The 12,410-nt window shown below is 74.9% G+C and carries 10 protein-coding genes; 3 read left to right on the top strand and 7 right to left on the bottom strand.

The features are described 5' to 3' along the window. Positions 1–37 precede the first annotated feature (37 nt). Complete coding sequence (locus tag ACZ4WZ_RS13800) at positions 38–1,351, top strand: DUF4241 domain-containing protein (protein WP_467889349.1); 1,314 nt, start codon at positions 38–40, stop codon at positions 1,349–1,351. Positions 1,352–1,406: 55 nt separating this feature from the next. On the opposite strand, the gene ACZ4WZ_RS13795 is transcribed toward ACZ4WZ_RS13800, so the two are convergent. Further along, entirely contained in the window at positions 1,407–1,883 is a 477-nt protein-coding gene (locus ACZ4WZ_RS13795; RefSeq protein ID WP_467889346.1) for a hypothetical protein, read from the bottom strand. Between the two features lie 117 nt (positions 1,884–2,000). Next, on the bottom strand, positions 2,001–2,861 hold the full coding sequence (locus ACZ4WZ_RS13790; protein ID WP_467889343.1) for a TIGR03619 family F420-dependent LLM class oxidoreductase: 861 nt from the start codon (positions 2,859–2,861) through the stop codon (positions 2,001–2,003). Positions 2,862–2,968: 107 nt separating this feature from the next. Here ACZ4WZ_RS13790 and ACZ4WZ_RS13785 point away from each other — a divergent pair, with 107 nt between their 5' ends. Then, positions 2,969–3,730, top strand: a complete 762-nt coding sequence (locus ACZ4WZ_RS13785) for a hypothetical protein (protein ID WP_467889340.1) — start codon at positions 2,969–2,971, stop codon at positions 3,728–3,730. Between the two features lie 41 nt (positions 3,731–3,771). On the opposite strand, the gene ACZ4WZ_RS13780 is transcribed toward ACZ4WZ_RS13785, so the two are convergent. The 4 genes from ACZ4WZ_RS13780 to ACZ4WZ_RS13765 form a co-directional block, all read right to left on the bottom strand. Next, a complete protein-coding gene (locus ACZ4WZ_RS13780) occupies positions 3,772–4,890 on the bottom strand; it encodes an ADP-ribosylglycohydrolase family protein (RefSeq protein ID WP_467889590.1) in 1,119 nt (372 codons plus the stop codon). Positions 4,891–5,201: 311 nt separating this feature from the next. Beyond that, the gene (locus tag ACZ4WZ_RS13775; protein WP_467889338.1) at positions 5,202–7,778 is read right to left on the bottom strand and encodes a bifunctional FO biosynthesis protein CofGH; all 2,577 of its coding nucleotides are present in this window, start codon (positions 7,776–7,778) and stop codon (positions 5,202–5,204) included. A gap of 40 nt (positions 7,779–7,818) precedes the next feature. Continuing rightward, positions 7,819–8,601 carry an SDR family oxidoreductase gene (locus ACZ4WZ_RS13770; protein ID WP_467889336.1) on the bottom strand — a complete coding sequence of 261 codons (783 nt, stop codon included), beginning with the start codon at positions 8,599–8,601 and terminating at the stop codon, positions 7,819–7,821. Positions 8,602–8,706: 105 nt separating this feature from the next. Then, entirely contained in the window at positions 8,707–9,393 is a 687-nt protein-coding gene (locus ACZ4WZ_RS13765) for an LppU/SCO3897 family protein (RefSeq protein WP_467889334.1), read from the bottom strand. A 575-nt stretch (positions 9,394–9,968) separates the two neighbouring features. Between ACZ4WZ_RS13765 and ACZ4WZ_RS13760 the strand changes: the two genes are divergently transcribed. Beyond that, positions 9,969–11,672 carry a lytic transglycosylase domain-containing protein gene (locus ACZ4WZ_RS13760; protein ID WP_467889331.1) on the top strand — a complete coding sequence of 568 codons (1,704 nt, stop codon included), beginning with the start codon at positions 9,969–9,971 and terminating at the stop codon, positions 11,670–11,672. A 75-nt stretch (positions 11,673–11,747) separates the two neighbouring features. On the opposite strand, the gene ACZ4WZ_RS13755 is transcribed toward ACZ4WZ_RS13760, so the two are convergent. Further along, positions 11,748–12,233 carry a hypothetical protein gene (locus tag ACZ4WZ_RS13755; protein ID WP_467889329.1) on the bottom strand — a complete coding sequence of 162 codons (486 nt, stop codon included), beginning with the start codon at positions 12,231–12,233 and terminating at the stop codon, positions 11,748–11,750. Positions 12,234–12,410: the final 177 nt, after the last annotated feature.

The following is a 12,410-nucleotide window of genomic DNA, read 5'->3' as shown; positions in this document are numbered from 1 at the left end:
TCGGCAGAGAGCCGAGGCGCATGGACGAGGAGCTGCGATGGTGGTCGAGGTGGGGTACGCGCGGGCGTGGGACCCGGAGGCCCGTGCGCCCTGGTGGCCGATGTCCGCAGGGGAGGCCCGGGAGCGGGATGCCGCCGGGCTCCCGTACGTGGTGGTGTACCGGGAGCCGGGCCGGGAGGCTCCGCTGGAGGTCCGGCTCGTCTCCTGGCGGGACCACTACGCCGGGCTGTGGGTGTACGACACCCAGGGCCGCCGCACCCACGACCTGGACCTGCGGCTGCTGGACGACCCGGCGCGGCTGCTGCGCCGGTACTCCGTCGCCTGGAATTACACCGGCCCCGAGATGCCGGAGTTCGACCGGGAGTGCCCGCGCATCACCGTCGACCTCCTCCCCGACGGGCGGGGGCGGCGGACGGAGGAGCCCCGGGGGGAGGGAGGGGGCTCGTACAGCACCACGCCCCGGCTCCGCGAGGACGAGCGCTGGACGGACCGGCCCGCCTTCGGGGAGTGGCCGCTGCTCTCGGCCGAGGTCCACGGGCTCACGGAACCGCCGGTCTTCCGGGCCGCCGAGGTGCCCGGGGTGCCCGGGGTGTCCGAGGGCGGTGACGGTGACGTGCCCGCCACCTGCTGGCGTCCGCCGCGTCCCGCGCGGCCGGGGCCGATCGGCGAGCTGTTCCGGCCCGGGGTGCGCGTGACCGACGGGTACCACCCCGAGCAGACCGTCGTGGAGCCGTGCCGGGTGGGCACCCTGCGCGTGCCCAGCGGGCTGCTGGCCGTGTCCGGGCCGGACAACTGCGACGAGGGTCCCGCGATCACCGTTCCCGTGCCGCCCGGGGAGTACGTGATCGAGGAGGCGCGGGTCCGCTACGACTATCACTGCGAGTGGCGCAACCAAGAGGTGACGACCACGGACGCCACGGCCGTGCGCGTGCTCGTCGGCGAGAGCCCCGCCGCGTCCTGGGAGATGGCCCTCGGGGCGGACGACGACCTCCGGCTCTTCATCGAGGGGCAGATAGCCGGCTTCGACACCGACGGCGCCACGGGCTGCTTCGCCGACGCCGGGGCCTTCGGGCCGCTCGTCGCGCTCTACGAGCGGGGGCTGATCAAGGGGGAGCCGGACCTCGACGGGTACGAGGACCTCGACGACGGCTCCATGTTCATGCAGCGCACGTGGGACACGGCCACCGGCGGCGAGCTCATGGCCTTCGCGACGAGCGGTGACGGCACCTACCCCGTGTGGGTCGGGCGTTGCGCGGCCGGTGACGTGGTGGCGGTCGTGGTGCTGACCGAGAGGATGCCGGAGATCCTCCCGGAGCGGGACGGGGACGCTCCCCGGGGCCCCGCGGTCTGAACGGGCCGGTCCGCCCCCCGCTGGGGGAGGCGGACCGGCTCGTGCGTACCGCCGGCTACGACTTCGGCAGGGCGGGGAGCGAGGGGAGCTTGCCCGGCTCGCTCTTCTGGAAGGTGTCCTGGCCCGCGCCCTCCCAGGTGACCTTCAGGGTGGTGGCGTCGACCGAGTCGACCTTGCCCTTCGAGCGGGTGGCGCCCGCCGGGCACTTCAGGTCCAGGGTCGAGCCGTTGGTGGTGCCCTCGCAGGTCAGGCCGGTGGCGGCCTCGACCACGAACGCCCTCTGGCCCTTGACGGTGAGCACCACGCCCTTGCCCGGGGTCGCCATGGCGATCCAGCCGCCGTCCAGGGTGCCCGCGGCCGCGCCGCCGCCCGCCGAGGGCGTGGCGGCCGGGGCGCCCGGGGTCGGGGCGGAGGCGGCGGCGCCCGGCTTCTTGTCCTCGGCGGGCTTGCTGTCGCTGCCGCAGGCGGTCAGGGTGAGCAGGGCCGCGACTCCGGCTGCGGCGGCGACGGAGATACGCAGGTTGCTGTGCACGGATGGTCCCCCAGGGGCGAGTCGATCGAAAGACGGGCCAAGTTACCAGCCGTCCGGGCAGGCGGCGGTACCTACGGACACGCCGGGGCGGGGTGGTCCGGTTCCGCGCGGCGCCGGTCAGAGGTACTGGGCGAACTCGTCCAGGGCGCGAAGGACTTCCGCCTCCCGTGCCGAGGGGAGCTGGAGGACGACCTCCTCGATGCCCAGGTCGGCGTAGTGCCCGAGCTTGCCCGGCGTCGGCTGGACGGCGTACGGGACCACCTGGAGCGTCTTGGGGTCGCGTCCGGCGTCCTCCCAGACCCGCCGCAGCGCCGGCACCGACTCGGTCAGGCCGCGTCCGCCGATGGGCAGCCAGCCGTCGGCGTGGTCGGCGATCGCGGCGAAGAGCTTCGGGCCGGCCGCTCCGCCGATCAGGGTGCGCGGCCCGTACAGCGGCTGTCCGGGGGCGAGTTCGCGGGGCGCCTGGACCGGCTTGGGGTACGCGGAGCTGGCGCGGACGGAGGCGTACGGGCCCTCGTGCGCGGTCGGCTCCGGCGACCACAGGGCGCGCATCAGCGCCATGTGGTCCCGGACGCGTTCGCGCCGGGTGCGCCAGTCGACGCCGTGGTCGGAGGCCTCCTCGACGTTCCAGCCGTATCCGATGCCGAGGGTGAGGCGGCCGCCGCTGAGGTGGTCCACGGTCGCGGCCTGCTTGGCGAGGCCGATGGGGTCGTGCTGGGCGACGAGGGTGATGCCGGTGCCGAGGTGGAGGCGTTCGGTGACGGCGGCGGCCTGGCCGAGGGCGACGAAGGGGTCGAGGGTGCGCCCGTAGTGCTCGGGGAGTTCTCCGCCCATGGGGGCGTCGGTGTCCCGGCTGACGGGGATGTGGGTGTGCTCGGGGAGGTAGAGGCCGGAGAAGCCGCGCTGCTCCAGGGAGCGGGCGAGGCGGGTGGGGGAGACGGTGCGGTCGGTGAGGAAGATGGTCGTGGCGATCCGCATGGGCGTGGGCACCTCCGAGACGTCGGGAAGGCCAAGTTACGGGCTTCCCCGCGCCGGGGGCAGGGCGCGGGGCGGGCCCGCGCGCGGCGTGTGATGAGGTGTGCGCCATGGACTCGATGGAGACGATCACGGTTCCGGAGGCGTTGCACGGCTACCCCGGAGTGGCCTTCGGCGGATACGTGGCCGGGCTGCTGGCGGAGCGCGTCGCCGGGCGGCTGCCGGCGGACGCCGGGGCGGTACGGGTGGACTTCCGGCGGCCCGTACCGACCGGGGCGGCGGTCCGGCTGGACCCGGACGCCGAGGACGGCGGAGCCGCCCTGCTCGACGCCGACGGGGTGCTGCTCGCCGCCGCGTCGGCGGTGGCCGCGCCGGACGGGGAGGTGCCCGCGGCCCCGTCCTGGGCGGAGGCCTCGAAGGCCGCGGACGCCTACCGGGCGGATCCGCCGGACGGGCAGGTCGACTGCTTCGGCTGCGGGCTGGACCGGACGCCGGCGACGGGGCTGCGGCTGCACTGCGGACGGGTGCCCGGGCGGGACCTCGTGGCCACGGCCTGGACCCCGGACGCCGGACTCCTCGACGATGACGGGCTGTTGCCGCCCGAGCTGGCCTGGGCCGCGCTGGACTGCCCCGGCAACGCGGCGGGCCGGCTGCTGGGCGCGGGCGGGGGCCCGGCCGGGGCGGTGACGGCGTCACTGACGGGGCGGCTGCTGCGCCCGGTGCCGGCGGCCGGGGGGCTGGTCTCGTACGCGTGGCCGCTGGGCGGGGAGGGCCGCAAGTACACGGTGGGCACGGCGCTGGCCACCGCCGGGGGCGAACTGTGCGCCGTCGGCCGGGCGCTGTGGGTGCACCCGAGGCGGCCGCACGCCTGACCGGCGGCCGCGCCGGTGGTCAGCCCGGGGCCGGTCCCGGGTCAGCCTCGGGGGTAGCGGGCCAGCCAGCCCGGGGCGGAGCCCGAGGGGCCGTGCAGGGCGGCGCCCTGGGTCATCTCCAGGGCGAAGTCGTCGGCCAGCTCCAGCAGCGCCGCCCGGCCCTCCAGTTCGGCCAGCCAGGCCGCCGGGAGGGCCGTCTCGCCGTGCAGGGCGCCGAGCAGGGCCCCGCACAGGGCGCCGGTGGCGGCGGAATCGCCGCCGTGGTTGACGGACAGGCGCAGCCCGTGCGGGACGTCCTCGGCGACCAGGGCGCAGTAGACGGCGGCGGCGAGGGCGTCCTCGGCGGCGCGGCCGTCTCCGTCGGCCGGGAAGAGGGACTCGACGGTATCGGGGCCGGGCGCGCCCCGGGTGACGGCCGCGAGGGCGCGCCGGAGGGCTTCGGTGACGGGCTCGTGGCCGGGGCGGGCGGCGAGCAGGCCGAGGGCGCGCCGGACGGCGGCGTCCAGGGGCTCGCCCCGGGTGAGGCCGTGGACGGTCACGGCGAAGGCTCCCGCCGACAGGTACGCGGCGGGGTGGCCGTGGCTCTGGACGGCGCACTCGACGGCGAGCTGGAGCACGAGGGCGGGCTCCCAGCCGACCAGCAGCCCGAAGGGGGCCGAGCGGACGGCGGCGGCGGCGTCCCGGGCGGCCGGGTTCTTCGGCCTGTCCAGGGTGGCGAGGGTGTCGTCGGCGAAGCCGGTCAGGCAGGCGCGCTCGGGGGCGCGCCGGGCGTAGAGCCACTCCTCGTTGGCGAGCCAGCCGTTGTCCTCGCGCCGCTCGTCGGGGCCCCAGTCGTGCTGGGTCGCGGCCCAGCGGCGGTAGGCGCGGTGCACGTCGGTCGGCGGGTGCCAGCCGCCGGAGTCGCGGCGCACGTGGGCCCGTATCAGGCCGTCGACGGTGAACATGGTCAGCTGCGTGGCGGCGGTGACGGCGCCGCGGCGGCCCGGGGCCGGTGCGGCCGGGGTGGCCGGTGCGGACAGCCCGGCCGGGCCGTGGGCCCGGCGGATGGCGTCGAGGGAGAGGCCGGCGACGGGTGCGCCGAGGGCGTCCGCGACGGCGGAGCCGAGGAGGGTTCCGCGCACCCGGCTGCGGAAGTCCTGCTGTTCGGCGCGGCCCCACAGGGCGGTCGCGGCGGCCCCGGTGGGGACCGTCCCCGGCAGGGCCGTGCCCGTCGCCGTGCCCGTCGTGCTCCCCGCCGGGTCCGCCGCCGTGCCGTTCACCGCGTCGTCCACCGTGCTCATCGTCGTGTCCATGCCGTCCCCCCAGGCTCAGGACGCGCACTGTAGTGGACAGCTTCGGTCACGTTCGGAAGCACTCTGTCGCGTCGCCCGTAACTGACCGGAGAACGGCCGGAATGCGAACGGATCCGGCCACGCGGCTGCCCGATTACACGCTTCGCCATCCGTCCGGCCACCCCCGTGCTCCCGCCCGCTCAGTCCAGTACCGGCAGCAGCTCCGGCAGGTGGCCGTCCGAGGCGCGGGCCGCGTCCTGGCGTTCCGCCGGGACCTCCCCGTACAGGGTCGTACGGGCCTTCGCGGGGCGGCCCGCCGCCTCCGCGACCGCGACCAGGTCCCGTACGGACTTGTACGAGCCGTAGCTCGACCCCGCCATCCGGGAGATGGTCTCCTCCATCAGGGTCCCGCCCAGGTCGTTGGCGCCGGAGCGGAGCATCTCGGCCGCGCCCTCCGTGCCCAGCTTCACCCAGCTCGTCTGGATGTTGGGGATGTGCGGGTGCAGCAGCAGCCGCGCCATCGCCGTGACCGCCCGGTTGTCGCGGACCGTCGGCCCGGGCCGGGCGATGCCCGCCAGGTAGACGGGGGCGTTGGTGTGGATGAAGGGGAGCGTCACGAACTCCGTGAACCCGCCGGTCCGCTGCTGGATGCGGGACAGGGTGCGGAAGTGGCCGAGCCAGTGCCGGGGCTGGTCCACGTGCCCGTACATCATGGTGGAGGAGGAGCGGATGCCCAGCTCGTGCGCGGTCGTGATGACGTCGATCCAGTCGGCCGTCGGCAGCTTGCCCTTGGTGAGCACCCAGCGGACCTCGTCGTCCAGGATCTCCGCCGCCGTGCCCGGGATGGAGTCCAGCCCGGCCTCCTTGGCGGCCGTCAGCCAGTCCCGTACGGACATCCCCGTCCGGGTGGCGCCGTTGACGACCTCCATCGGGGAGAAGGCGTGCACGTGCATCCCCGGGACCCGCCGCTTCACGGCCCGCGCGATGTCGAAGTACGCCGTCCCCGGCAGGTCCGGGTGGATCCCGCCCTGCATGCACACCTCGACCGCGCCGACGTCCCAGGCCTGGGCCGCCCGGTCGGCGACCTGCTCCAGGGACAGGGTGTAGGCGTCGGCGTCCGTACGGCGCTGCGCGAAGGCGCAGAAGCGGCAGCCGGTGTAGCAGACGTTGGTGAAGTTGATGTTCCGCGTGACGATGTACGTGACGTCCTCGCCCACCACCGACCGGCGCAGGTCGTCCGCGATCCGGCACAGCGCGTCCAGCGCCGGGCCGTCCGCGTGCAGCAGGGCCAGGGCCTGGTCGTCGGTGAGCCGCTCCGGGTCGTCGGCGGCCCGCGCGAGGGCGGCCCGTACGTCGGTGTCGATGCGCTCGGGCACCATGCCGGGCGCCGCGGCCTCGCGCAGGGCCTCCCAGTCTCCGTAGACCTCGTCGAAGTCCTCGCGGCGGTCTCCGGTGCGGCCCTCGGTGTCGACGGCGGTGTGCAGGTCGGTGCGTCCGTAGGCGGCGAAGGAGTCGTCGGGCTCCTGCCACGGGTGCCCCTCGACGACCGCGTCCGGATCGGCGAGCCCGGTCTCCGGGTCCGCGAGGGCCCGTACGTGGGGCAGCAGGCGGGGGTCCAGCCACGGCTCGCCGCGGCGCACGAACTCCGGGTAGGCGCAGAGCCGTTCGCGCAGCTCGAAGCCGGCCTCCGCCGACCGCCGGGCCAGCAGGTCGATCTGGGGCCACGGCCGCTCCGGGTTGACGTGGTCCGGCGTCAGCGGGGAGACCCCGCCCCAGTCGTCGATGCCGGCGCCGATCAGCCGCGCGTACTCCCCGTCGACCAGGTTGGGCGGGGCCTGGAGGCAGGCCGAGGGACCCATGATGTGCCGGGCCACGGCGATCGTGGCGACGAGGTCGTCCAGTTCGGCGTCCGGCATGCCGCGCATGGCCGTGTCCGGCTTGGCGCGGAAGTTCTGGATGATCAGCTCCTGGATCCCGTGGTAGGCCCGGGAGATCCGGCGCAGCGCGAAGAGCGAGTCGGCGCGCTCCTCGTACGTCTCCCCGATGCCGATCAGCAGCCCGGAGGTGAAGGGGACGGAGGAACGTCCGGCGTCCTCCAGGACGCGCAGCCGGACCGCCGGCTCCTTGTCGGGGGAGCCGTGGTGCGGGCCGCCGGGCTCGGACCACAGACGGGTGGCGGTGGTCTCCAGCATCATCCCCATGGAGGGGGCGACGGGCTTGAGGCGCTGGAAGTCCGACCACGACATCACGCCCGGGTTGAGGTGGGGCAGCAGCCCGGTCTCCTCCAGGATGCGGATGGAGACGGCCCGCACGTAGGAGATCGTGTCGTCGTAGCCGTGCGCCTCCAGCCACTCGCGCGCCTCGGGCCAGCGGTCCTCGGGCTTGTCGCCGAGGGTGATGAGCGCTTCCTTGCAGCCGAGCGCGGCGCCGCGGCGGGCGATGTCGAGGACCTCGTCCGGGGACATGAACATCCCGTGGCCCGCGCGGCGCAGCTTGCCGGGGACGGTGGCGAAGGTGCAGTAGTGGCACTTGTCGCGGCACAGGCGGGTGAGGGGGATGAACACGCTCTTCGAGTACGTGATCACGCCCGGCCGGCCGGCGGCCGCCAGGCCCGCGTCGCGGACCCGGGCGGCGGAGGCGGCCAGGTCCTCCAGGGCCGGGCCGCGTGCCTGGAGGAGCACGGCCGCCTCGGTCGCGTCGAGGGCGACGCCGGCGCGGGCCCGCCGCAGCGCACGGCGCATCGCGTTGTCGGTCGGAGCGTCACTCGGAGTGGTCATGGGGCGAGCATACGATCCGCCCGGACACCGGTGGAGGGCGTCATCGCATCAGCTCACCGGCGTTGACCAGCAGGGACTGGCCGGTTATCGCCCGCGCCCGGTCGGAGGCGAGGAAGACGGCGGCGTCGGCGACGTCGCCGTCGGTGGCGAGGTCGGGCAGGGCCGTCCGGCCGGTCAGGCGCCGGTGCACCTCGGCCTCGGGGACGCCCTCGGCGTGGGCGGCGAAGGTGACGAAGGCCTGCACGGGCGGTCCCCACATCCAGCCGGGGAGCACGGTGTTGACGCGGATCCGGTGCGGGCCGAGCTCGCGGGCCAGGGAGTACATGGCGGAGGTCAGTGCGCCCTTGGAGGCGGCGTAGGCGGCCTGGCGGACCTCGCTGGGCGCGGTGACGGCGGACTGGGTGCCGATGAAGACCACGGAGCCGCCGCCCGCCTTGAGGGCGGGCAGGCAGGCCCGGGTCATGCGCAGGGTGCCCAGGAGGTTCACGTCGAGGATCTGCTGCCAGGTCCCGAAGTCGGCGTCCTCCAGGCCGCCGAAGTACGAGTCCCAGGCGGCGACGTGCACGACGGCGTCGATCCCGCCGAAGCGCTCGCGGGCGAGCGCGGCGAGGGCCTCGCACTGCCGCTCGTCGCAGATGTCGGTGGGCAGGTGCGCGGTGTGGGTGCCTTCGGGGTCGATCTCGGCGGCGGACTTGGCCAGATTGGCCTCGGTGCGCGCCCCGAGGACGGCGTTGCCGCCGTCGCGCACCACGGCGGCGGCCACCTGGTGGCCGAGCCCGGCCCCCACACCGGAGACGACGACGGTCTTCCCTCGCAGCAGCATCACGCGCTCCCCGGCGGCTCGGATCCATGGATCTGACGGACCGTCAGGGTAGGGGTGCGGGGCCCCGGTGTGAAGGGGCGCGGGGCCGGGGACGCCCCGGCGGGCTCAGCGGCGGCCGGTGACGTCCAGGAAGATGTTCACGGCGACCCAGGTGGCCCAGAGCAGCGGGATGATCGCCACGTAGGCGAGCGGCCGCGCGTGCACCGGCGGGCCCTCCTCCAGCGGCTGCCGGCCCGGCGCGGGGGTCGGCTGCGGGAGCTTGGCGTACTTCATCGAGGCGAACAGGTTCCACAGCAGGGTGAACGGCGTGAAGACCACCAGCGAGAAGGGGCTCCACCAGCCCTGGCACAGGGTCTTGGTGGTCATGGTGCGGATCAGCGACCGGGCGCACCGACGGCAGAAGGGCCCGTTGAGGGTGTGGAAGCGCATCAGGATCAGTACGCCGACGTGGGCGCGCACCGCGAAGTTCGCCGTCTCCGGGGCCCCGCAGTTGCGGCAGCCGGGCGCCTGGGCGTGCGGGTACGGGGCCGCGTACTGCGGATGGCCGGGGGCGGGGTGGTCCTGACCGGGGGCGGGGTGGCCGGCCGCGTCGGGCTGTCCGTACGGGTTCTGGCCGTACGGGGTCTGCCCGTACGGATTCTGGCCGTAGGAGTTCGGGGCCGCCGGCGGCTGGCCGTACGGGTTCGGGCCCGCCGGGGGCTGCCCGTACGGGTTCTGTCCGGCCGGGGCGCCGGGGTGCGGGTTCGGCGGAACGGGGGCTCCGGAGTAGGGGTTCGGCGGCGGAGTGCTCATGGGCGGGCCTTCGGTATCGGCGACGGCGGGGAGCGGCGACGGGCGGGACCCCCGGGCCGGTCCCGAATCCGGTTCCGATTCCGTTTCCGCTTCCGGGCGTTCTCACGGAAGGGCTCGCGGAAGAGGGGTGCCGAACACCAGTGCGCTCGATCGGCCCTGAACGTATCAGGCCCCGACGACAACCCCCGTTCCGCTCGGGGCCCACGGCTCTCCGCGACCGGCCGGGCGAAGGACTCGCGGGCGACCGGCCGCCCCCCGGCCGCTCGCCGTGACATCCGGCGACCGGCCGCCCCCCGGCCGCTCGCCGTGACATCCGGGACAAAGGGCGGGGATCCGTAACGGCACGGGCCTTCGGGGTGTTACGGACAAGGGCACCGGCCCCCTCCCGGGCCGGACCGGAGGGCCGCCGGAGCGGGGCTGGACGTCCTGGGCCACAGCCGGGTGAAGCCGAGACGAATGGTGCGTCATATCTGCGGGGGCGCCGGTGAGTCGTATCGGAATACCTGATAGACAGAAGAATCGCGGCCCGACCGGCCGCCCGCCTTTGACGGCCGCCTTGGGGGGATCGCCGCACCGTGAAGCCGCTTCACCGTCACGTAGTCAACACCTCGCGCAAGGTCTTGTGCACCGCCGCGCTCGCGGCCAGCCTCACCACCGCCGCCGTCGTGACCAACACCCCGGTCGCCGGCGCCGGAGAGGCCGAGCCCACGCCCGACAGCCCGCAGGCCGCCGACCGCGGCGACGCCCGCCTCGACCTGCCCGGGCAGCTCGCGGACCCGGTGGTCCCGCCCGCCGCCGGTACGGGCGGCACCGTCGCCGCCGAGGGCGCCTCCGGCATACCCGCGACCGCCCTCGACGCCTACAAGCGTGCCGAGGTGGCCGTGGCCGCCGCCCTCCCCAAGTGCAACCTGTCCTGGGCGCTGGTCGCCGGCATAGGCCGCGTGGAGTCGGTGCACGCGTCCGGCTACGGCCTCAAGGCCGACGGCACCACCGAGAAGCCCATCCGCGGCCCGCGCCTGGACGGCAACGGCTACGCGAGGATCCTGGACACCGACAAGGGCGAGTTCGACGCCGACACGGAGTTCGACCGCGCCTTCGGCCCGCTCCAGTTCATCCCCTCCACCTGGGCCACCTGGAAGGCCGACGGCAACGGCGACGGCAAGCGCGACGCGAACAACATCTACGACGCGGCGCTCGGCGCGGGGCTCTACCTCTGCTCCGGCGGCAAGGACCTCTCGCTCCCGGCCGACCTCGACAAGGCCATCCTCAGCTACAACCAGTCGCGCGAGTACGTGAACTCCGTGCTCGGCTACATGCGCCAGTACCAGCAGGACGGCACGGCCGGCATCCCGAACCCGCCCGTCGGCAACTACCCGACGCCGCCCACGCCGACCCTTCCCACCCCGCACGTCCCCGCGCCGCGGCCGCCCGCCACGAAGCCGGCCGACCCGGGCGGCCAGACTCCGAAGCCGAAGCCCACCCCGACGCCGGACCCGACGAAGCCGACGCCGACGCCGGAGCCGTCCAAGCCGACCCCGGCGCCCGCCACCCTGGCCAAGCTGGAGCGGGTCGGCGACGCGAAGCTGGAGGCCGAGGCCGGCAGCCTCTTCGCGGACGGCACCCGCTTCAAGGCGGTGCTCAGCGACGGCAAGCCGGCCGTCGGCCAGGCCGTCGTCGTCGCCGTCGAGCAGGACACCACCGGCGGCACCGGCTTCGTCTTCGGCGACGAGGCGAGCGTGGTCGTCCGTACGGACGCCGAGGGCATCGCCACCGCCCCGCGGCTCAAGGCCGGCCCGAAGGCGGGCACCTTCACCCTGCGGGCCACCGCCTACGACGCCAAGAGCCAGTTCACCGTGGCCCTGGAGGGCAGGACCACCGCGAAGCCGGCCGAGGAGCCGGTCGAGCTCACCCGCACCGGGTCCGCCACCCCGGTGCGGGTCCAGGCGGGCACCGCGGTCAAGGGGCTGGAGTTCCTGGCCGCCCGCGGTGACAAGCCGGTGGCCGGCGCCCGGATCATCGCCGCGCTCGTCGAGAAGGCCGGCGGCGTCTGGGCCCCCGTGGACCCCCGGACCGCCAAGGGCCCCTACTTCAAGGGCGACACGGCCGAGGAGAAGCTGTTCACGGTGGCGCTGCCCGCGACCGGTGCCGACGGCAGGGCCGTCCTGCCCGAGCTGCTCACCCAGGGCGTTCCCGCGGGCACGTACCACCTGCGGCTGCTCACGGCGGACAAGGCCGAGCTGATCGTCACCATCGAGATCACCGCCGCCCCCAAGGCCTGACCGGGCTCCGCGCACGACACGGCCGGCCGCCTCCGGGCGGCCGGCCGTGTCGTGTCCTGCGGCGCGTCGGGCGCGCTATACCGGCGTGGCCTGGAGGGGCTGGAAGCCGACCCCGCAGGTGCCCGCCAGGTTCGTCGGGCTGAAGGGGGTCGAGCTGGTGGTGCAGCGGGCCTCGTAGATCACGCCGCTCTTGCTGAGCAGGCTGAGGGTGAGCCGGCCGTTGCTGGCCTCCTCGACGGAGACGGCGACGTCGACGACGCACTTCGGCGCGTGCGGGACGGCCCTCAGGTCGATCCACACGCCCTGGTTGCGGCTGTCGTTGAGGAAGGCGTGCCCGTCCCGGTCGGTGGCCAGGCGGAACACCGTGCCGAGGGCGAAGGCGAAGTCGGGGGCGGCGGAGGCCACGTGGCGCGCCACCGGACCGCACTTCTTGTTGGCGTGGGGGTCCGGCTCCGGCCCAGGACCGCCGGTGGCAGCCGCGGACGGGGCCATCAGGGCCCCGAGGAGCAGTGCCCCCGTAGCGGCGGAGATGCCTCGTGCGGTCCAAGCGATCTTCCTCATGTGCTGTGCGTCCTTTCGGTGGCGGCTGGTACCAGGGCCCAGCCTCCCCGGAGCCGGAGAAATGAACACATGAAGTGATGAATGCTCACCCTGCGGAACCAGCGGCGCCCCCCGAACGGCGTCGGCCGCCCGCTGCCGCCCGGGCACCGCGCACGGAAAAAGGCAGGAGCCCTGCCT

The sequence above is a fragment of the Streptomyces sp. NPDC029122 genome (assembly GCF_055569445.1).
This window is presented reverse-complemented; position numbering and strand designations above follow the sequence as displayed.